Here is a 22086-nt window from a genome sequence, read left to right on the forward strand (position 1 = left end):
TCTTTAGTAAAAGCAAATAGCTATTTTTGACTATTAAATTCTTATAATATAAAACAACGTATGCTTCAAAACAAAGTCATTTTAGGTAGCGAAGAATGGTGCTCATTTCCAGAACTAGGAATCCCAACAATCAAGGCTCGTGTGGATTCTGGCGCTAAAACTTCGGCAATGCACGCCATAAACATAGCTCCTTTTATAAAAAATGATGCCAATTGGGTAAAATTTGATATTAATCCAATTCAGAATAATATTAAGACCATCATTCATTGCGAAGCTCCGTTGGTTGATAAACGAATCGTAAAAAGCTCAAGCGGTTTCAGGGAACATCGTTATGTAATCCAGACCAGCATTAAACTTGGCGAAATAAAATGGCCAATCGAAATGACTTTGACGAATCGTGACTCAATGGGTTTTCGTATGCTTTTGGGGCGCGAAGCCATGAGCGGTCGCGTACTGGTTGATCCTGAAGAAAAATACATGTTAGGACAGCCATCGCCTGAAACCTTAAAAGAATTATACCAAAACTCTGAAAAAGCAACTTCTGGTTTACGAATTGGACTTTTGGCCAGTAATCCTGAATTGTACAGCAATAAAAGAATTATGGAAGCGGGCGAAATGCGTGGCCATGAAATGCATTTTTTGAATATCAAAGAATGTTATATGAAATTAGATGCTAAAACCCCAGAAATTCATTATCGCGGCGGAAAAATATTAAATCAGTTTGATGCTATAATTCCTCGTATCAGACCAAGTATTACCTTTTACGGATGTGCTTTAACGCGTCAGTTTGAAGCTTTGAAGGTTTTCGTTTTAAATTCGGCTACAGCCATAACGCAATCACGTGATAAATTATATTCATTACAATTGCTTTTGAATAGCGGAATTGATATTCCGACAACCGGATTTGCGAATTCTCCTCTTGATACAGACAATTTAATTAAGATGGTTGGAGGTTCGCCTTTAATTGTAAAATTATTGGAAGGAACACAAGGAAAAGGAGTCGTTTTGGCCGAAACAAAAAAAGCTGCAGAAAGTGTTATCAATGCTTTTAAAAGTTTAAATGCCAATATTCTTGTTCAGGAATTTATCAAAGAAGCCAACGGAAAAGACATTCGCTGTTTTGTAATTGACGGAAAAGTGGTTGCCGCAATTCAGCGTGAAGCAATGCCGGGAGAATTCAGAGCTAACATTCACCTTGGCGGAACTGCATCAGTAATAAAAGTGACTGCCGAAGAGAAAAAAATAGCGATAAAAGCCGCAAAAGCAATGGACTTAAAAGTAGCCGGAGTTGATATTATTCGTTCTTCAAAAGGTCCATTATTGTTAGAAGTGAACTCTTCTCCGGGACTTGAAGGAATCGAAGGCGCTACAAACAAAGATGTTGCCGGAGAAATGATTAAAGCGATTGAAAAGAATTTCAAAATAATTAGTTAGTTCATTCTAACTTAATAATCCATATCTAATTTAGCAGCTTTGTCAAAGTTTTAAACTTGACAAAGCTTTTTTTAAATTTAAACCCTAAAAAAAATGGCGCTATATTCCTATCTAGACATTCTTTTAAGAAGTGTCGCTGTCTATTTTTTCATGACAATTGCCCTGAGAATTTTCGGCAAAAAAGAACTTTCCCAATTAAATACTGCCGATATTATTCTGATATTATTAATTAGTAATTCTGTTCAGAATGCAATGGTTGGTCCTGACACCAGTCTTTCAGGAGGTTTAGTTGCAGCTTTGGTTTTATTTGTAATCAATTTTGTGATCAAAAAACTAACACACAAATACAAAATATTAAACGATTTACTATTAGATAAACCGGAGATTTTAATTCATGATGGAAAATTAGACTTTGACGCCCTGAGCAAATTAGACATTTCACACGACGAATTAAAAGAAGCTATGCGTGAGCATGGTTTGGAACATTTTACTGATGTAAAGCTTTGTATGTTAGAAATTGATGGTACAATCAGTGTTATTTCAGAAGATAAAAACCATCTGAAACAAACACATTACAAACGAAAACACAATCATAAGAATTTAAGAAAATAGTTTTTCTTAAATTTCAATAAAAAAATCCAAATTCCAATCGAGTCAAATCTTTTGGAATTTGGATTTTTTTTATTGGAATTTCACCTTATCTTCTTGCACTAATTCTGGAAGGAAGATTTGATACTTTTTTAAAGATCCAAAACAAACACCATACTTGCAATAAAACCGTTAGTATTAAAATAGGATAACATCCTATAAATTTCAATGTTTTTTCGAACAAATAAAAATAGCCGTTTACAATTGCGGTTTGTGTTAACTCATAAGATTCAAGTTCATAAGCAAACCACGTGAGCAAACTTCCTGCAACAGCGATAATCACAGTAAATAGTATCGGAAAAGTTGCTGCTTTGACTGGTGTAAGTTTTTCTTCTTTTCGTTTAAAACCCAATTGTCTAAACTGCTCCATAAAAGAGATTTCAGCTTCTTTTGTAGTTTCAGCATCTTTAAAATCAATAGTAACATAACTTGTTCCGGTAATATTTTTTATACCAAACGTAATATGCGAATCGCTTCCGGGTTTAAACTTATAGGCAAAAACTTCCTTAATTTTTACAATAGATTCAAAGCGCGAAGTATTTAACAAACCTTTGTCAATTCCTTCAATACTTAGATCAGCAATTTCCTTTTTAATATTTCCAATTATATATTTTGAATACACTAAAACTACATTGTCTTTTTCTCCATTTAAGATTAGTGGTTTTTTAAAAATTGCTTCCATTTACTTAATCTTTACTAATTATTGTTTATAGATTTATCTTCAATATTTTTTGCAAAGATCTGTTTATACAATTGTAAAATCAGCCCGTAAAAATTTTAAAACTTTTATCTAAGGACATTTTTTTTAAGTAATATTAAAAAACAAAAAAGCTGGTTTCAATAAAGAAACCAGCCTTTTTTATGTCGATAAAATGTGATCAAAACCTCTCACATTTCACAAAAATCATTTTACTAGGAAATAAAAACGCTCAATATAAAATAAACTAATCCTGCTAATATTGCTGAAATCGGAATCGTTAATATCCAAGCCCAGATCAAACTTACAGTTACTCCCCAACGAACGGCAGAAACACGTTTCGTTAATCCAACCCCAATGATAGAACCTGTAATCGTATGTGTTGTACTTACCGGAATTTTTAAATGTTCTGTAAAATAAAGCGTTAAAGCACCAGCAGTTTCAGCAGCAACACCTTCAAATGAAGTTACTTTTGTGATTTTAGAACCCATTGTTTTCACAATTTTCCATCCACCACTTAAAGTTCCTGCAGCAATAGCAGAATAACACGCTAACGGAATCCATCCCGGCATTACTCCTTTTACGCCCATATCATCATTTGGCAAAACAACATCTAACCAGGAAGCCATGTGAACACCTGGATTTGTGTGAATATATACCGCTACAGCAGCAGCAATAATACCCATTACTTTTTGAGAATCGTTACCTCCGTGACCTAAACTAAAAGCCGCAGAAGATAATAATTGCATTTTTTTCAAAGCAGCATCTGCCTGATGAAGATTCAAACTGCTGAATATCAAACAAAATAAACTAACTGTTAAGATAATAAAAGCAACTAAAAACCATTTAATATTATGCGGATCAAAAGCTACACTCCAAAAATGAGAATCAAATCTGGGTTTGTCAATTTCTGAATATGGAACCATTAAACTGCTAACAACCCAAACTGTAGCAATCATTAAAGCAACAGTAAATATTTTAGGAAAAATACTTTTACGAGAAGCGTTTAACAGCCAAATCGAAATTAAATACGAAGCAAGTGCTCCCAGCAATGGCGCTAAAACAATGAAAGCGATAATGATAATAACTCCCGAGGGCATTCCGCCATCTTTTCCGGCTTTGTACCAACTTACGATTTCATACCAATAATGAGTAGCTCCATCTTCGCCAATATAACCTGAAAAACCGTGTACAGCAATTGCGTGAGCTACAGCAGCTCCTGCAAAACCACCAATCAAAGTATGTGATGAACTTGAAGGAATTCCTAACCACCAAGTCAATAAATTCCAACAAATTGCAGCGATAACACCGGCAAGAATAACAACCAGGTTAATCTCCATAGTATGCGCTGTTTTTGCAACAGTATCCGCAACACCAAATCCGAAGACCCAATACGCCAGAAAGTTAAAAAATGCTGCCCAAAGAACGGCCTGAAAAGGCGTTAATACCTTTGTAGCAACAACGGTAGCTATAGCATTTGCCGCATCGTGAAAACCATTGATGTAATCAAAAATTAAAGCTAATACTATAATAATTATAAGTAGCGTCATAAAATTATAACTTCAGAATGAAATAAATTGAATTAAGAATGTTTTACAGAAATAGATTCCAGTATGTTCGCAACACTCTTACATTTGTCTGTTGCTGATTCTAAAACAGATAACACTTCTTTATATTTAATAATATTTTTAGCGTCTGTTTCGTTTTCAAAAATTTCAAAAACTGCTTTATTATAAACGTTATCAGATTTGTTTTCCAGTTTATTAATTCTGGCACAAGCATCCTTAATAACATTCATGTTTTTTAAATTACTCAATTCTTTTACCGCACTATCAATATTCTGACAAGCTTCAAGATTGATTTCTGTCATTTTTCTGATCGATTTTGTAATCTTATCAACCTGATATAATCTCATTCTGCTTGCTGCACCATGAAGGTAATCAGCAACGTTATCTATAGACGTAATTAATGTGTGAATATCCTCTCTATCAAACGGAGTAATGAAGTTTCTGCTCAATTCAAGATTGGTCTGACGGGTAATGTCTTCTCCTCTTTGCTCTAATTCGTCAATTTTTTGAAAAAGAACTTCTCTTTCTTTCAATGGAAGATTTACAGCTTCGTGTAAATTAGAAGCTAATTCAATTAAATTGCTTGAAGCTTCTTCAAAAAGTGGAAAGAATTTCTTGTCTTTCGGCACTAAAAATTGGAAAATACTGTTTATTGACATTTTTATATTTTTGATAGTGCAAAATTACTTCAATAATATTCTACAATGTTAAGCCATTGTTAACAAATCGTTTTCTATTTGGAAACTGTCCAGAAACGAAACTGTGTTTTCAATATCATAATGAAGAATTCTGTCTTCCTTAACCAAAGGCACAACTTCTCTGTAACTGCTCAAAAACATCTCAATAAAATCACTTGATTTCAAAGGCTCTCTATAAGCGATTGCCTGAGAAGCATTTAACAATTCAATTGCCAGAATTCGCTCTAAATTATCCATAACTCTCAGCGCTTTTGTTGCTCCGTTTGCGCCCATACTTACGTGATCTTCCTGTCCGTTACTTGATACAATACTGTCCACACTTGATGGCGTCGCCAATTGTTTGTTTTGACTTGCAATGCTTGCAGCGGTATATTGCGGAATCATAAATCCTGAATTTAATCCCGGATTATCAACCAAAAATGCCGGAAGATTACGCAATCCTGAAATTAACTGATACGTTCTTCTTTCAGAAATACTTCCTAATTCAGCCAAAGCAATTGCCATAAAATCTAAGGCTAAGGCCAAAGGCTGACCGTGGAAATTTCCTCCGGAGATTATCTGATCTGCTTCAATAAATATATTGGGATTATCGGTAACAGAGTTAATTTCGGTTTTGAATACTTTTCGAACATAATCAATCGCATCTTTTGAAGCACCGTGAACCTGAGGCATACATCGGAAAGAATACGGATCCTGAACGTGTTTTTTCTCTTGTTCAATGATTTCACTTCCTTCTAAAAATTCATTAATGCGTTGTGCCGTAACAATCTGACCTTTATGAGGGCGAATAAAATGAATCAATTCGTTGAAAGGTTCGATTCTTCCGTCAAAACCTTCTAATGAAATAGTTCCTATTAAATCTGCTAAATACGAATATTTATAAGCTTTTATTAAAATATGAGCTCCATAAGCACTCATAAATTGAGTTCCGTTTAACAATGCCAAACCTTCTTTTGACTGTAAAACGATTGGTTCCCATCCAAAATGTTTCAAAACTTCGGCAGAAGCTACTTTTTTTCCTTCAAACAAAACTTCTCCTTCTCCTAATAAAGGCAAAGATAAATGTGCCAATGGCGCTAAATCTCCAGAAGCTCCAAGTGATCCTTGTGTATATATTATAGGTAAAATATCATTGTTGTAAAAATCAACTAAGCGGTTTACCGTTTGCAATTGAATTCCTGAATATCCGTAACTTAAAGACTGAATTTTAAGAAACAGCATTAATTTTACAATTTCGGCAGGAACTTCTTCGCCTGTTCCGCAAGCGTGTGACTTTACCAGGTTTTCCTGAAGTTTTGATAAGTTTTCGTTCGAGATTTTTACACTATAAAGTGATCCAAAACCAGTATTTATCCCGTAAATAGGTTCTGAATGTGTCGCCATCTTTTTATCTAAATAATCACGGCATTTCTGAACGTTTACTTTTGCTTCTTCCGATAATTCAAGTGTTTTTTGATTAACGATTATTTCCTGTAAAGCTTCTAAAGTTAAGGTTTCAGTACTTATATAATGGATCTCTCTCATGTTGTTTGTAATTTAAGACGTCAAAATTCAGCAAATCAATATTAAAAAGCAACATTTGTTCATAATAATTAAAATTTAAACAATTTAAATTCTTCCGTTTTATCTATTTCATAATCCGAATCAGGCAAAATCCAGTCGTTTAGGTTCATTTAAAAAGAGTTTATTTTTTAAGATTTGAAGATTTAAGCAAAAAAGTAATTCCTAGTTATCATATAGATTAATAGTGTGTATTTACTACTATTTTTATTTAAAATCAGATCATTAACTTTCATCAACCACAATAAAAACAAGCCTAAATATACGAATACATCAATTTAAGAGATTCAAAGCTGACAAAAACTCAATATTAAATTCCTAAGATTTAAATTATTAAAATATTCGTAAAAAGAAAATTTGAGTTTTTAACTTTTAGAAAAAACTGTACTTTTGAAAAATCAAAAATGAAAAGTAACAGCGCAAAATATCAATCTACAATGATAGCTCAAACAAGAGTTACAATTGCTGCTACAACTATTTCTACTACAACAACTACTACCCCTTAGGGGTATACATTTTACATATAATCCTGGTTATCTATACTTTTTTCTAAAAGAAGAAAGGCATTGGATACATAAAAATATTTGCATAAAAAGAAAAAAAAATCATCAAAATGAAAGTATTAAAATTTGGCGGAACTTCGGTTGCCAATGCACAAAATATAAAACTCGTTCTCGAAATAGTCAATCAAAATTCTAAACAAGATAAATTAGTTGTAGTTGTTTCTGCTTTAAGCAAAGTGACGGATTTATTGCAATTAGCTGCTTCAAAAGCCGCTGCAAACGATGAAAGTTTTAGGGATATCGTTGCCGAAATCGAGAAAAAACACCTTGATACCTTAAAAGAACTTATTCCGGTTAGCGAACAAAGCAGCTTATTAAGCCACGTAAAAAGAATCATCAACCATTTAGAAACTTTATTGGATGGCTGTTTTCTATTGGGCGAATTATCTCCAAGAACTGCTGACACTATTTTAAGTTTTGGAGAATTGCTTTCGTCTTATATTATTGCTCAGGCGTACCAGCAAATTGATAAAAATGTTGCTTATAAAGACAGTCGCGAATTAATTAAAACCAATAATAATTTTGGTAAAGCGGTTGTAAATTTTGAAGTTTCAAATAATTTGATTCAGGAATATTTTACCGAAAATCAATTCAGAATCAATATTTTGCCTGGTTTTATTTCTCAGACTCTTGACGGAATTACAACAACTTTAGGCCGTGGAGGTTCTGATTATACTGCTGCAATTATTGCGGGAGCGCTTGATGCAACACAATTAGAAATTTGGACTGACGTAAACGGAATGTTTACTGCAAATCCTAAAATTGTAAAACAAGCACAGCCAATTGCAAATATTTCCTATCAGGAAGCGATGGAATTGTCGCATTTTGGTGCGAAAGTGTTGTATCCGCCAACAATTCAGCCGGTTTTAAGAAAAAATATTCCAATTTTAATCAAAAACACTTTTGAGCCTGAAGCCGAAGGAACTTTGATTTCTGATCAGGTCTCGTCTAAAAATTCGGTTGTAAAAGGAATCAGTCATATCGATAATATTTCGCTTTTAACACTAGAAGGTCCCGGAATGATTGGAGTTGCAGGTTCATCAAGACGTTTGTTTGAAGTATTATCTCAGGAAAAAATCAATGTTATTTTTATTACTCAGGCTTCTTCTGAACATTCAATTTGTATCGGAATTTTAAATTCAGATGCAGATAATGCAGAAGCTGCAATCAATAAAGCTTTTGAAGTTGAAATTCTTCAAAATAAAATCGATCCATGTATTGTCGAAAAAGACCTTTGCATTATTGCTTTGGTTGGAGAAAACATGAAAAACCATCAGGGTTTAAGCGGAAGAATGTTTAGTACTTTAGGAAAAAATAACGTAAACATTCGTGCCATTGCGCAAGGTGCATCTGAACGTAATATTTCGACTGTTATCAACGAAAGAGACGTTAAAAAAGCCTTGAATACATTACACGAAAACTTCTTTGAAGAAAACACCAAACAATTGAACTTGTTTGTAATGGGTGTTGGAAATGTGGGCGAAAAATTCATCGAGCAAATTCACAATCAGAAGAAATTCTTAAAAGATAATTTGAAGATTAATGTTCGCGTAATCGCTTTGTCAAACTCCAGAAAAATGCTTTTTGACGAGGACGGAATCTCATTAAAAGAATGGCAGGCAGATTTAGATAAAGGTGAACCGGCAAACAAAGAAGCTTTTATCGAACGTGCCAAAGAAATGAATTTACGTAACAGTATTTTTGTTGATATTACAGCAAATGCAACAGTTTCTGAAACTTACGAACAGTTTCTGAAACAAAGTATTGCCGTTGTAACTTGCAATAAAATTGCGTGTTCATCTGCGTATGACAATTACAAAAAATTAAAAAACTTATCACGTCAATATAATGCCCCATTTTTATTTGAAACCAATGTTGGTGCGGGATTGCCTATTATTGATACGGTAAAAAACTTAATTGCCTCTGGTGATAAAGTGCATAAAATTCAGGCTGTTTTATCAGGAAGTTTAAACTTCATTTTCAATAATTTTGATGAGAACAATTCTTTCCACGATGTTGTAAAAGAAGCCGGAGTTCAGGGATTTACAGAACCAGATCCAAAAATCGACCTTAGCGGAATAGACGTTGCCCGCAAAATCCTGATTTTAATTCGCGAAAGCGGTTACGAAATGGATATTGACGCCATCGAAAACGAATCGTTCCTTCCTGCCGATTGTTTGGCAACAACCAACAACGAAGATTTCTTTGCCTCATTAACAAAACATGCAGCGCATTTTGAAGCTATTTATAAAGAAGCATTAAGCAAAGATTCAAGATTGAAATACGTTGCACAATTCGAAAACGGAAAAGCAAGCGTTGGCCTTCAATTCATTCCAAAAGATCACCCGTTTTACAATCTTGAAGGAAAAGACAATATCGTACTTTTCTACACAGATCGTTACGTAGATCAGCCGTTATTGATAAAAGGCGCCGGAGCCGGAGCAGCAGTAACTGCCTCAGGAATTTTTGCGGATGTAATTCGAATTGGAAATATCTAATGAGGTACAAAGGCTCAAAGGTGCAAAGGGACAAAGCAAAGAACCTTTGAACCTAACGACCTTTGCCCCTTTGAACCTTAAAATAAAAAAATATTAAGTAGCAAAAACCTCTGCACCTTTGAGCCTTTGCCACTTTGAACCTATAACAAATGACACAAATTAAACTATTTTGCCCGGCAACTATTGCGAATCTTTCGTGCGGATTTGACGTACTTGGACTTTGCTTAGACAATGCGGGCGATGAAATGATTGTTCGGAAAGTAGAACAAAAAGGAGTTCGCATTACTAAAATTGTGGGTGCCGATTTGCCTTTGGAAACTGATAAAAATGTTTCGGGCGTTGCGGCTGTCGCAATGTTAGAAGCTTATGAAAGCCATTTTAATCCGATTGATTTTGGATTTGAAATCGAAATCTACAAACACATCAAAGCCGGAAGCGGAATTGGAAGCAGCGCCGCAAGTTCTGCCGGAGCGGTTTTCGGGATAAACGAATTATTAGGAAAACCGTATTCCCGTAAAGATTTGGTGCAATTTGCGATGCAAGGCGAAAAATTAGCCAGCGGAAACGCTCATGCTGACAACGTTGCCCCTGCCCTTTTGGGAGGTTTTACTTTGGTAAGAAGTTACGCTCCGCTTGATATTATCAGAATTGATAGTCCGGAAGAATTGTTCGCAACGGTTGTTCATCCTCAAATTGAGTTGAAAACATCTGATGCGCGTTCGGTATTAAAACAAACCGTTTCCCTAAAAAGCGCGATTATGCAATGGGGAAATGTGGGCGGATTAATCGCCGGACTATATACCAAAGATTACGATTTGATTGGAAGATCGCTTCATGACGAAATCGTAGAACCTTTAAGAAGCGTTTTGATTCCGGGATTTGATTTGATCAAACAAACGGCGCTAGAAAACGGCGCTTTAGGTTCCGGAATTTCAGGTTCTGGTCCGTCGATTTTTGCTTTAAGCAGAGGAAAAAATACCGCAGACCAAATTGCCAAAGCCATGAGCGATGTTTACAAAAAAATGAATTTGCCGTATGAAATTCACGTTTCGAAAATTAATCCGGATGGAGTTAGAATTCTTTGAAAGAATTAAAAATTTATAATTAAAAATTAAAAATTATACGCCACGCTTGTCAGACTGAGCGAAGTCGAAGTCCGCGCAAAGTATAGCACGAACAGTTTGTCATTTCGACGAAGGAGAAATCACACGAGTGAAGACACACAGTTGGCGAATACTGGATGCGATTTCTCCTCCGTCGAAATGACAAAAAAGACGCAAATAATATAATTATTGGAATTTGGTCCCGAAGCCTCGGGATAAAAATTGGAATTTGATCTTAAGAAAAGTCTATTTTCTATACTCTATTCTCTTTTTTCTAAAATCTAAAATAAAAAGTAAAAAATGAAATACTATAGTTTAAACCATAATGCTCCGGAAGTTTCTTTTAAAGAAGCCGTAATTCAAGGATTAGCGAGTGATAAAGGATTATATTTCCCTCAAAATATTACGCCATTAAATCCTGCATTTTTTAATGTAATCGAAAATCTGACTCATAACGATATTGCTTTTGATGTGATTCAGCAATTTGTGGGCGATGAAATTCCTGAGGACAATTTAAGAGAAATTATAAAAGAGACTTTATCTTTTGATTTTCCGGTTGTTGAGGTTGAAAACGGAATCTATTCGTTAGAATTATTTCACGGACCTACAATGGCTTTTAAAGACGTTGGAGCGCGGTTTATGTCCCGTTGTTTGGCCTATTTTAATAAAGACAAAAAAGACAGTAAAAATACCGTTTTGGTAGCCACTTCCGGAGATACAGGCGGAGCTGTTGCAAGCGGATTTCTTGGTGTTGACGGCGTTGATGTCGTGATTTTATATCCGTCAGGAAAAGTGAGCGATATTCAGGAAAAACAACTGACGACTTTAGGAAAAAACATTAAAGCACTTGAAGTGGATGGCGTTTTTGATGATTGTCAGGATATGGTTAAAAAAGCGTTTTTAGATGAAAGTCTTGCACACAAAAACCTGACTTCGGCGAATTCTATCAATATTGCACGTTGGCTGCCACAAATGTTCTATTTCTTCTTTGCTTACAAAGCGTTGAAAAGCCAAAACAAACCATTGGTTTTCTCTTGTCCAAGCGGGAATTTCGGGAATATTTGCGCCGGAATTATGGCAAAGAAATTAGGTTTGCCAATTGAACATTTTGTTGCGTCTACAAACGTAAACGATACGGTACCAAGATTTTTAGAAAACGGAAAATACGACCCAAAACCTTCTAAAGCCACTATTTCTAACGCTATGGACGTTGGAAACCCAAGTAACTTTATTAGAATTCAGGAATTATACAACAATGATTTAAAAGCTTTCGAAAAAGATTTCTCTTCTTATAGTTATACGGATGAAGAAACTTTAGAAGCTTTAAAAAACATTTATAAAGTTGACGGTTACATCGCAGAACCACACGGCGCTGTGGGTTATTTAGGTTTGAAAAAAGAACTGCAAAAGCATGAGAATGCGATTGGAGTTTTCTTAGAAACGGCTCATCCTATTAAATTCCTTGATGTTGTTGAACCTGCTTTAGGAATTACATTACCGATTCCAACACAAATTGAAAGTGTAATTAATGAGGAAAAAGTGAGCGTGAAGATTAAGACTTATGAGGAATTGAAGAGTTTCTTGGGGTAAAAAACATATACAAAGATATTTGAGCGAGTAAAAAAAATTACTCGCTTTTTTTATTGCATAACCCCTAATAAATATTTCAACTACGGAAATCAGTAAAAATTAGCAATTAAAAATACTTATATTTGAAAATAAGAAAACGAAACAAACATTTGCTTATCTACCCGATTTTAGATGTACATGCGAAAGTTTGTTTCGAATATAAATGATTTATAGCGTATTATCACACGAAACTTTAATTGAGAACTACTAAAAAAAATATTATGGAACAAAATATCAAGAGTAAAATCAATTTCCATTTGGAAGGTCACGGAAAGCCTTTCTCTAGTACTGAAGACTACGAAACTTTGAAAAGGTTCTTTTTTATAGATGAGGATTCAAAATATGAAACTGAAATAAATGAAGTTATCGTTGACGATGAAAAGTACGAAATTGTTAATATTAAATTAAGCATTTTGAAAGAAACCGCAGATTCACATTTGAAGTATGGAATAGACTTATCGTTGGAAGGAAATCCTATGCCGTATAATTTTAGAGTTTCTGTATATGTAAAGAAGAAATAACGCGATATAACAGCAGTTTGGCGAGATTGGGGTTTTAGGCTGAATTTAAAGATGGTTTTGTATTTGGAAAATTAGTGCTTAACCGAAACATAAATCTTAATTTAGTCCCCACTAACGTGAGCGTCTCGCTCGTGAACATAAAGAAATTCAAAAACCAATTAGAGCGGACTCAACTAAGGCGCTCGCGCTAGATAAGCAATTTCCTAATATGAAATAAACTTTTTATTTTTTATGATTAATCAACTAGAAACAATAACTTATTTTCCATTTGATGCTGAAATATGGGGAACAATATCAGATTGGATAATGATCTTTGTTACAGCTTTCACTGCACTATATCTTGTAAAAACTTTTAGACAACAAAATACCGCATTAAAAATGGAAAGATATAGATTTTCAATATCTATTCTCCCTTCATTTTCTGCAAAAATTAGGTTATTAGAGCCTTTCATTCAATTAGGTAAAGAAGATATGATTAAGGTAAATCTGGAAATTAAAGTCGAGAATCACAGAGCTTTAATGGAAAAAATTGAAGTTGAATTAAGTCATAACATAACTCCTGAGAATTTGCATCGACCATTCAGAGGTAATCGTTGGATGGAAGCAGGTTCTTTGTGGAATGTACCTTTTACTTTTTCTGAACAAGAAAAAATAGGAGATGGATTTCTTCTGCCAGTATCTCCTTCAATTTATGTATATTTTCAAGATATCGAACACAGGAAATTTAAGCAATTAATTCATCTTAGAACAAAACCTGAGTTAGAATTATATGTACATCCTCCAGAAGAACTGATAGAAAAAGAATAGATAATTTATCCTTCAGCTTAACGCTAGAAGAAAGAAACTCTCAACAGCAAATAAACCATAAAACCATACCTAAACAATGTTTGAAAAAATACCATCTTTAAAGGATTTTATAATCTATTTTATTCCTGGAGTTTTAACATCTTATTTTGGCTTATTCATTTTTGAACACGATTTCAAATCTGCAGTAATAAAAACAGAAGAAATTTCAAAAGATAACACATTGACATTTATTGGAATTGTTTTTTCTTTTTTGATTGGTTTTATGTTATCTCAAATTCAAATAATTTTAGTAAATAGATTACTTCGAAAAAGATTAAAAAAAATGAGGACTATCAAAAAATCATTTGAAAAGGAACTAGCCAAAGAAACTTTAATTACAAAAGTTATTGAATTTTTCAATTTACCTTCAAATGATAGAAATTCAATAGAAAAAGATAATTTAATTGTGTTCTCCTGTCTTAATGTAATAAAAATAAAAGGATCAGCCGAAACGAATTTCTTTTTGGATAGAATGAGTAATCTTTCATCATTTGCATCTGCATCTTTTATTCCTATAGTTTTGGGTTCATACTGTATGTTGCTGAAATTTAACTTATCAGATTGTCAACGAATAATAATGTTGTTTATCGAAAGTATTTATCTAATTATAATTCTCAGAAAAATAATCATCAACTACCGTGATGATTGGTTCAAAAATATTTATCGTCAGTTTTTAATTCTAGTTAATTGAAAAATAACCCCGCTCGGAACACAAAAAAACAAAATTCATAGAATAAAAAAGAGATCTAAAAAGATCTCTTTTTTATTAATATATGTTTAAAAACGTTTATTTCCCATTCAATAATTTCTCCAAATACTCAACTTTATCTTTTTCAGCTTGCACCAAACGTTCGTAAAGTTCAACTACTTTATCTAAAGGATTAAAAGTGCAATTAAAATTACCTGTAGTAGTTGAAAGCGTACCGTTATCTTGAATAGTATTTCCAATAATATTAAAAACCGCTTCTTCCGAAAAGTTTTTAATTGCTTCAACTGAAACTTCCAGAGCTTTTGCTATCTCAATTAGTTTTTGCTCGTCTACAGTTTCGCTGTTTTCAATAGCCGAAATCGTCTGCTGACTTATTCCTAAAGCCTGTGCCAGTGCTTCCTGTTTCATATCTTTAAGCTCTCTGATACGGCTTATATTTCTGCCGATATGTTTTGGTTTTATTGCTGTACTCATAATTCAAAGATATTTAAAATTCTCAAACGAAAATAAATTTCAGTAAAAAACAAACTGTTTTTGTAAGATACTATTTTCATAATTAATATAAATTGGCAAATTCGGCTTTAGCTAAAAAACACAAATCATTTGGCTAAAGCCATTTTGTAATGTAATTTTGTTTCCCTTACTTGTGCAAACGTCCCGTTCGTGAACGCAGGGAGAAAAACTTACCAAATCCCAACATTCATTTTAAAATATTCAATAAATGAACATAAGTCTTTTGCCTAAAAAAGATACCAAAGTTTCTATTTGGAGCGGTGGATTAACATATGAATATATGATCTATCCGGAAACTGCAAATTATAGCGATAGAGATTTTGTATTCAGAATAAGCAGTGCTACAATAGAGAAAGTACCTTCGGAGTTTACCAAATTTAAAGGCTTTTACCGATATCTGGTTATGCTTGATAATTGCTTAGATATTGAGGTTAACAAAGAAAAAAAAGTATATGAGAAATATGAAATCATGGAATTTAATTCGGATGATGAGGTGACTTCTTATACAAAAGGTATTGATTTTAATTGGATGGTTTCTGAAAAAACAGGCCATCACCAACTAAAAATAACGAATGGTGATCAGAATTTTAATGAGCAAATGATAATTTTATTTTCTTTAGCTACAACCGTTATTAAAATTAATGAGAAACCATACGATCTAAATCCTTATGATTTATTAGTCATTGAAAATCCAAAAAAGGAAAATATAATGCTTCATTTTTCTAATGAATGTCTTTGTGGAATATTGGATTTTTAATTCGATCATTACTGATTTTACCGCAGAGATTTGCTAAGTTTTTTTTAATCGCGCAAAGACGCAAAGACGCATAGAAAAATAATTAAACAAAACTTTGCGACTTTGCGACTTTGCGCGATTTTTTAAACAATTATGAAGTCGGTCTACAGAAAACCTTTGGACCTTTGTTACTTTGCCTCTTTGAACCTCCTTTAAAGAACTAATTCTTCAAATAAACGCTGAATTGTTTTTTCTAAATCCTGACATAATCCTGAATGTGGTCTTGAGGTTTGTATCGCTGAACTTCGAATTGCTGTTAACCAACGAAAACGTTCCGGAATTTCCATTGTGCCAATTGGTCCGCCATCTTTGTCTCCGGCTGCGATTTTTTTTAATGCTGTTATGTTGCAGTGCAATTGTTCAATATCAAAATCGTTTGAAAGAACTGCAACTTTCGCATCGTCAATATGGGCTAATACTTTTATAAACTTCGCTTTTTTGCAAAATAAAATGATTCCGATATTTAGGAATTCTTCGCGCTCCACTCTTGGTACTACGCGAATTACGGCATACTCATATAAGTGACTATCTTGCATTGTGGGCTTGGTTTACGAAGATTTCGGAATTTAATAATCTAGTTTGCAAAAATTGTAAATATACGTTTCGCAACGCTTCGGGAGTTTCATCTGTATCCTCCCAATGCAGCCATTCTTCTGGAATTGTGTTTACAATATCTTCAAGAATTTCTGGTGTTAAAAGTGTTTTATATTCGGCGTCAACTTCTTTTAAAAGTGCGGCTTGCGGCAATAAAACGTGATCTTTTATTAACGCGAACGGGCTTTTGGCATGTTGTTCCCAATTGTTCCATGAATGATGAAAATACAAACACGCGCCGTGATCGATCAGCCATAATTCCTTATGCCAAATCAACATATTGGTGTTTCTAAAAGTACGATCGACATTTGTAATGTAGGCGTCTAACCAAACAATTTGCGATGCTAATTTGGCACCAACCGTGGTTACAACGGGATCGAAAGTTATGGCACCCGATAAAAAATGAAGCGCTAAATTTAATCCCTGGCTTCCTTGCAGTAAATCCTGAATTTCTTCGTCGCCTTCGCTTCTTCCAAATGCTTCATCAAGATTGGCAAAAACCAATTCCGGAAGCTGCAATTTTAAAGCTTTTGCTATTTGTCCGCCCACTAATTCGGCAATCAGCGCTTTTACGCCATGTCCGGCTCCTTTAAATTTTAAGACATATTTAAAATCGTCGTCGGCTTCTGCCAAAGCGGGTAAAGAACCGCCTTCGCGCAAAGGTGTTATATATCGCGTAACATTTACGGTTCTGAGATCGAAATTGTTTTTCATATTTATAAAATGAAATACAAACTTACTAATTTAGATGGTTAGATTTTTAGAGTTGCCTAGACTTCTTAATTTTTTGCTTGTTTAACGTAAGGTGCGCAAAGTTTGCTATAGCCTGATCAAAATTTCAATTTAAAAATTCCAAATTCCAATTATCGTCATTTTTGTCATCCTAAGCGAAGTCGAAGGCGTGCCAATTGGAACGTGGGCTTCGACTTCGCTCAGCCTGACATTAAGACTTGGTTAAAAACAATGACTAATTTTATATAAACTTTAGTCTATAAACAAAAGTCTATAAGCAAATTTTATGAGTTTGTGTCCTAATTAATTGCCACATTTTCTAATTATCTAATTGCCACATTTTCTAATTGTCACATTTTCTAAGCTTCCAATTCCAAAAAAGCTTTTCCCAGATTTTCTATAATATCTGATGCTATAAAGGACTGATATCCTGTTTGTGGCAATGCAATATCTGCGGTTAATCCGTGAAGGAAGACGCCTAATTTTGCGGCATATTTGGGTTCATAACCCTGAGCGAGAAAACTTGTTATGATTCCGGTTAAGGTGTCTCCGCTTCCGGCGGTTGCGAGTGCGGCGTTTCCGGTTGTGTTTTCGTAGATTTCGGTTTGGTTGATAATGTAGGTTGGCGCGCCTTTCATGACGATTATCACTTTATATTTTTGAGAAAATGCAATTGTTTTTTGAAATTTTTCGGATTCTGAATTCCATTTGCCTATTAAGCGTTCGAGTTCTTTGGGATGAGGTGTCAAAATGGTGTTTTCGGGAACTAACTCTAACCAGGTTTGGTTTTGTGATAAGATATTCAGCGCGTCGGCATCGAGAACTAATGGTGTTTTATTGATTCTTAAAAATTCGAATAGTGCTTTTTGTGTGCCTAACTCCTGCCCGATTCCTGGTCCGATGCCAATGGCTTGCGGAATTATCGGCAAATGTATATTGGTGATAAAATTGGCGTTTTCATCGGTTACGACCATAACTTCGGGAATAGTGATTTGCAGGATTTGATATCCGCATTTTGGTGTAAATGTGGTTACGAGTCCGCAGCCTGATTTTAAACAGGATTTTGATGCGAGAACGGCGGCTCCTATTTTGCCGTAACTTCCGGCAATAATTACAGCATGTCCTTGCAATCCTTTGTGTGTATGAGGATTTACGGGTTTGTAAAATTTTAGTATATCTTCTTTTGTGATTAAAAACGGGTCTTTCATTTGGCGTATTTTCTATTGTATTATTTTAAATTTTTGATTGCTTTTGGATTGTGGATGGTTGTAACGCGGATAAAACGGATTTACTTCGTAAAGACGCGGATAAAAACGGATTTTTTAATTTCACAATGCCCTAAATTCTACCTTAATTTTAAGTAAGAAGAAAAAAATCAATGACTTAAAGTTACATAAATTTCGAATAAAAGAGTGCTTCTTTTGACCGTAAATTCCTAGCCCTGATAGGAGCGGTATCCTTTTGGTTTTTTCTTTAAAAACAAAAAGATATAGCGGATAGCAGGAAATAGCTCCTGATTATTGCGAAATTTATAATTTAGACTGTCATTTTTAGATATTTTTTGAATAAATTTGCGACACAATTTTATAAAACAACACAATGAAAAATACTGCGCTTACGCACATACATGAGAGTTTGGGAGCGAAAATGCTACCGTTTGCTGGTTATAATATGCCTATTACTTATGAAGGAATTAACGCTGAACACGAGACGGTTCGTACTGGTGTGGGTGTTTTTGACGTTTCTCATATGGGCGAATTTTTGTTGACGGGTCCAAATGCTTTGGCTTTGATTCAGAAAGTGACTTCGAATGATGCTTCGACTTTGACTATTGGAAGAGCGCAATATTCTTGTTTACCAAATAATGATGGCGGAATTGTAGACGATTTGATTGTTTATAAAATGAAAGATGAGCAATATTTACTGGTTGTAAATGCTTCGAATATTGAGAAAGACTGGAACTGGATTTCGGCTCAAAATGATTTGGGTGTTGAGATGAAAAACCTTTCTGATGATTATTCTTTATTGGCAATTCAGGGTCCAAAAGCGGTTGAAGCAATGCAGCCTTTGTCTTCTATAGATTTAGCTGCGATTCCGTATTACCATTTTGAAGTGGCTGATTTTGCGGGAATTGAGCACGTAATTATCTCTGCTACAGGCTATACGGGTTCTGGAGGATTTGAAATTTATTGCAAAAACAGCGAAGTTGAACAGGTTTGGAACAAGGTTTTTGAGGCTGGCGCTGCTTTTGGGATTAAACCTATTGGATTGGCTGCTCGTGATACTTTGCGTCTGGAAATGGGTTTCTGTTTGTACGGAAATGATATTAATGACACAACTTCTCCGCTTGAAGCTGGTTTGGGCTGGATTACGAAATTCAATAAAGATTTTACCAATTCTGAAGGTTTGAAAAAACAAAAGGAAGAAGGTGTTTCTAAAAAATTAGTGGCTTTTGAAATGCAGGAACGTGCTGTGCCAAGACATGATTACGAAATTGTTGATGCAGAAGGTGCGATAATTGGTGTTGTAACTTCTGGAACGATGTCGCCTTCTATGAATAAAGGAATTGGTCTGGGATATGTTACGGTTGCAAATAGCGCTGTTGACAATGACATTTTTATCAGAATCAGAAAAAATGATGTTCCGGCTAAAGTGGTAAAATTACCTTTTTATAAGAAATAGTTTTAAGATATAAATTGATAGAAAATGCGTTACTCAAAAAGTAGCGCATTTTTTTTGCCACAAATTCACGAATTATTATCAAACAAATTCGTGAATTCGTGGCTTTTTTTTCTGCACAAAGCGTCTGTGATAATTTGTTAAAATAAATCACTTTGATGTAAGAAATTTTAGAAAAATTGTAACTTTTTATCAAAAAATAAAATGTAATTTTAATGTAAACGATGAGTTTATATCTATGAAAAAAATATTAGTAGTATTTCTGTTCACTACCAGTTTTCTATTTAGTCAAAATAGCGACCCTGCATGCGAAATAGTAAACAAAATAAATGCCCTTATTCAAGCCGAACATATACGCCCAAAACCGGTAGATGATAGTTTGTCTATTTTTGTTTTTGATAATCTTATCAATGAATTAGATCCTTCCCGAAATATCTTTTTGAAGACGGAATACGACGATATGGCGAATAAATACCGCACGAATTTAGACGATTTAATTCTGGAAGATGATTGCCGTTTTCTGACTGATATTTCTTCTACGTATAAAAATGCTCTTTTGAGAACGAAATCTGTTCTGGAAAAAATTGATGCCGGAAATATTGATTATACTATAAAAGATACGATTCGGTTTTATAAAAAAGCATTTCCTTTTTATCTTAAAAAAGAGGGGTTGGAAAAAGCCTGGACGAAAAAACTTCGTTATCAGATTTTAGATGAAGTTGCGGAAACGAGTGATAATCTGGATTCGCTTAAAGCGAATTTTAAATCGATAGAATCTGCTTCTAAAAAAATGATTTTATCTAATGAAATCTGCCGAATAAACACGCTTTTGGAAACTAAATTGAAACAGGAAGAAAACTTCTATAATTTTTTCTGTACGTATTTCGATCCGCATACGGCTTATTTTAGCGATGATTCTAAAAATAGTTTTGTGGCTTCGTTATCTAAGGAACATTTATCATTGGGAATGAGCGTGAATCTAAATGAGAAAAACGAAATTATTATTGATGAAATCGACCCAAATGGCCCTGCTTATAAAACGGGACAAATTAAAAAAGGCGATCAGATTGTTTCGATATCCAACCAAAAAGAGACTTTGCAGGTTTCGTGTTCTTCGTTAGAATCTATTTCGACGATGATTTTATCAGAATCTAATAAAAGTATTACGCTTACGCTGAAACGGAATTCGGGTAAAAGTTTTGATGTTTATATTGAGAAACAAGTCATGAAAGATGAAGATAATTCGGTTTTTAGTTTCATTATTGGAAAGGATAGTAAAATTGGATATATTAAGATTCCGAGTTTCTACGCTGATTTAGACGGAAATAGCCGAAAAGGCTGTGCCGATGATGTTGCGCGCGAAGTTATAAAACTGGAACGTGATAATATAAAAGGTCTTGTTATTGATTTGATTGATAACGGCGGCGGATCGATGGAAGAAGCGATTAAACTGGCCGGAATGTTTATTGATTATGGTCCGATTTCGATTGTTGTCGATAATAAACAAGGAACTTCTGTTATTAATGATCCTTATAAAGGTTTGATTTATAAAGGTCCAATTGTGATTTTGGTGAATAGTAATACGGCTTCGGCAAGTGAATTTTTTTCGGCCATTTTGCAAGATTATAACCGCGCTTTGTTATTAGGAAGTACAACGCTCGGAAAAGCTACAATGCAAACGATTCTTTCGCTTGACGAAAATAAAAATACTGACTTTTTAAAAATCACTATTAATAAGTTTTACAGGGTTACGGGAAAAAGCCACCAATTTGTTGGCGTAACTCCTGATGTTGTACTGCCTGAATTTTATGAAGGTGTTTATCAAAAAGAAAGTGATTTCCCTACGGCGATTAAAAACGATAGTATTCAGCCGTTTTTAAAATACAGACCTTATGTAAAAAGAGTTCTTATTGATAAACTGGCAAAAAATAGTTCGGCAAGATTGGCCAATAACTCCTATTTTAATGATATCAAAAAGATTAATTTGAAAATTGATCAATTAGTAAATAAGCCAAAAGCAGAGATTCCGATGACTTTAGACGCTGTTTTTAAACAGAAAAAAAACGTGAATTCTCTTTGGACAGAAATCAATACTTTTAACAATGAGAATAATCCGCTGGATGTTTATAATTCTACGGTAAATCAGTTTCTATTGGGCGTTTATCCAAATGAAAAGACGATAAATCAATATCAGATCGATAATCTAAAAACAAATCCGTACCTGAATGAAGCGGTAAATGTCATCAATGAATTTAATGCAGCGAAGTAAAGTTTTTTGTTTCACGTTTCATGTTTCAC

At 34.1% G+C, this 22086-nt stretch carries 19 protein-coding genes; 11 read left to right on the forward strand and 8 right to left on the reverse strand.

Annotation, left to right across the window (positions count from 1 at the left end; all coding sequences use genetic code 11):
* Nucleotides 1-60 precede the first annotated feature (60 nt).
* Both rimK and ACZ0AH_RS14700 read left to right on the forward strand, forming a co-directional pair.
* The gene (gene rimK / locus ACZ0AH_RS14695) at nt 61-1434 is read left to right on the forward strand and encodes a 30S ribosomal protein S6--L-glutamate ligase (RefSeq protein ID WP_463476547.1); all 1374 of its coding nucleotides are present in this window, start codon (nt 61-63) and stop codon (nt 1432-1434) included.
* A 93-nt stretch (nt 1435-1527) separates the two neighbouring features.
* Entirely contained in the window at nt 1528-2046 is a 519-nt protein-coding gene (locus tag ACZ0AH_RS14700; RefSeq protein WP_463476548.1) for a DUF421 domain-containing protein, read from the forward strand.
* An 85-nt stretch (nt 2047-2131) separates the two neighbouring features.
* On the opposite strand, the gene ACZ0AH_RS14705 is transcribed toward ACZ0AH_RS14700, so the two are convergent.
* The 4 genes from ACZ0AH_RS14705 to hutH form a co-directional block, all read right to left on the reverse strand.
* A complete protein-coding gene (locus tag ACZ0AH_RS14705) occupies nt 2132-2764 on the reverse strand; it encodes a hypothetical protein (protein WP_463476549.1) in 633 nt (210 codons plus the stop codon).
* A 230-nt stretch (nt 2765-2994) separates the two neighbouring features.
* Nucleotides 2995-4329: an anion permease gene (locus ACZ0AH_RS14710; protein ID WP_463476550.1), complete on the reverse strand. Its 1335-nt coding sequence runs from the start codon at nt 4327-4329 to the stop codon at nt 2995-2997.
* Between the two features lie 32 nt (nt 4330-4361).
* Nucleotides 4362-5006 (reverse strand): DUF47 domain-containing protein, encoded by a 645-nt coding sequence (locus tag ACZ0AH_RS14715; RefSeq protein WP_160374816.1) that lies wholly within the window; start codon nt 5004-5006, stop codon nt 4362-4364.
* A gap of 48 nt (nt 5007-5054) precedes the next feature.
* The gene (gene hutH / locus ACZ0AH_RS14720; RefSeq protein ID WP_463476551.1) at nt 5055-6569 is read right to left on the reverse strand and encodes a histidine ammonia-lyase; all 1515 of its coding nucleotides are present in this window, start codon (nt 6567-6569) and stop codon (nt 5055-5057) included.
* Nucleotides 6570-7218: 649 nt separating this feature from the next.
* On the opposite strand from hutH, the gene thrA reads away from it, so the two are divergent.
* From thrA to ACZ0AH_RS14750, 6 genes are all read left to right on the forward strand, one after another.
* Nucleotides 7219-9666: a bifunctional aspartate kinase/homoserine dehydrogenase I gene (gene thrA, locus ACZ0AH_RS14725; RefSeq protein ID WP_463476552.1), complete on the forward strand. Its 2448-nt coding sequence runs from the start codon at nt 7219-7221 to the stop codon at nt 9664-9666.
* Between the two features lie 149 nt (nt 9667-9815).
* Entirely contained in the window at nt 9816-10751 is a 936-nt protein-coding gene (locus ACZ0AH_RS14730; RefSeq protein ID WP_463476553.1) for a homoserine kinase, read from the forward strand.
* 318 nt (nt 10752-11069) lie between these two features.
* Nucleotides 11070-12359, forward strand: coding sequence for a threonine synthase (gene thrC, locus ACZ0AH_RS14735; protein ID WP_463476554.1), 1290 nt, complete (start codon nt 11070-11072; stop codon nt 12357-12359).
* 260 nt (nt 12360-12619) lie between these two features.
* Nucleotides 12620-12919, forward strand: coding sequence for a hypothetical protein (locus tag ACZ0AH_RS14740; RefSeq protein WP_463476555.1), 300 nt, complete (start codon nt 12620-12622; stop codon nt 12917-12919).
* 231 nt (nt 12920-13150) lie between these two features.
* Nucleotides 13151-13726, forward strand: a complete 576-nt coding sequence (locus ACZ0AH_RS14745) for a hypothetical protein (protein ID WP_463476556.1) — start codon at nt 13151-13153, stop codon at nt 13724-13726.
* Nucleotides 13727-13802: 76 nt separating this feature from the next.
* Complete coding sequence (locus tag ACZ0AH_RS14750; RefSeq protein ID WP_463476557.1) at nt 13803-14456, forward strand: hypothetical protein; 654 nt, start codon at nt 13803-13805, stop codon at nt 14454-14456.
* 96 nt (nt 14457-14552) lie between these two features.
* On the opposite strand, the gene ACZ0AH_RS14755 is transcribed toward ACZ0AH_RS14750, so the two are convergent.
* Nucleotides 14553-14948: a helix-turn-helix domain-containing protein gene (locus ACZ0AH_RS14755; RefSeq protein ID WP_463476558.1), complete on the reverse strand. Its 396-nt coding sequence runs from the start codon at nt 14946-14948 to the stop codon at nt 14553-14555.
* A 247-nt stretch (nt 14949-15195) separates the two neighbouring features.
* Here ACZ0AH_RS14755 and ACZ0AH_RS14760 point away from each other — a divergent pair, with 247 nt between their 5' ends.
* Nucleotides 15196-15744, forward strand: coding sequence for a HutD family protein (locus tag ACZ0AH_RS14760; protein WP_463476559.1), 549 nt, complete (start codon nt 15196-15198; stop codon nt 15742-15744).
* A gap of 191 nt (nt 15745-15935) precedes the next feature.
* Here ACZ0AH_RS14760 and ACZ0AH_RS14765 read toward each other — a convergent pair whose 3' ends face one another.
* The 3 genes from ACZ0AH_RS14765 to ACZ0AH_RS14775 all read right to left on the reverse strand — a co-directional run bounded on the left by ACZ0AH_RS14765 (nt 15936) and on the right by ACZ0AH_RS14775 (nt 18317).
* On the reverse strand, nt 15936-16319 hold the full coding sequence (locus ACZ0AH_RS14765) for a DUF3037 domain-containing protein (protein ID WP_463476560.1): 384 nt from the start codon (nt 16317-16319) through the stop codon (nt 15936-15938).
* Entirely contained in the window at nt 16309-17091 is a 783-nt protein-coding gene (locus ACZ0AH_RS14770) for a HipA family kinase (protein WP_463476561.1), read from the reverse strand. Before ACZ0AH_RS14770 ends, ACZ0AH_RS14765 begins: the two co-directional genes overlap by 11 nt.
* Before the next feature lie 377 nt (nt 17092-17468).
* A complete protein-coding gene (locus ACZ0AH_RS14775; RefSeq protein ID WP_463476562.1) occupies nt 17469-18317 on the reverse strand; it encodes an NAD(P)H-hydrate dehydratase in 849 nt (282 codons plus the stop codon).
* Nucleotides 18318-18708: 391 nt separating this feature from the next.
* Here ACZ0AH_RS14775 and gcvT point away from each other — a divergent pair, with 391 nt between their 5' ends.
* Both gcvT and ACZ0AH_RS14785 read left to right on the forward strand, forming a co-directional pair.
* Nucleotides 18709-19791, forward strand: coding sequence for a glycine cleavage system aminomethyltransferase GcvT (gene gcvT, locus ACZ0AH_RS14780; protein ID WP_463476563.1), 1083 nt, complete (start codon nt 18709-18711; stop codon nt 19789-19791).
* 235 nt (nt 19792-20026) lie between these two features.
* On the forward strand, nt 20027-22057 hold the full coding sequence (locus tag ACZ0AH_RS14785) for a S41 family peptidase (RefSeq protein WP_463476564.1): 2031 nt from the start codon (nt 20027-20029) through the stop codon (nt 22055-22057).
* Nucleotides 22058-22086: the final 29 nt, after the last annotated feature.

Source organism: Flavobacterium sp. AC105, assembly GCF_979258495.1.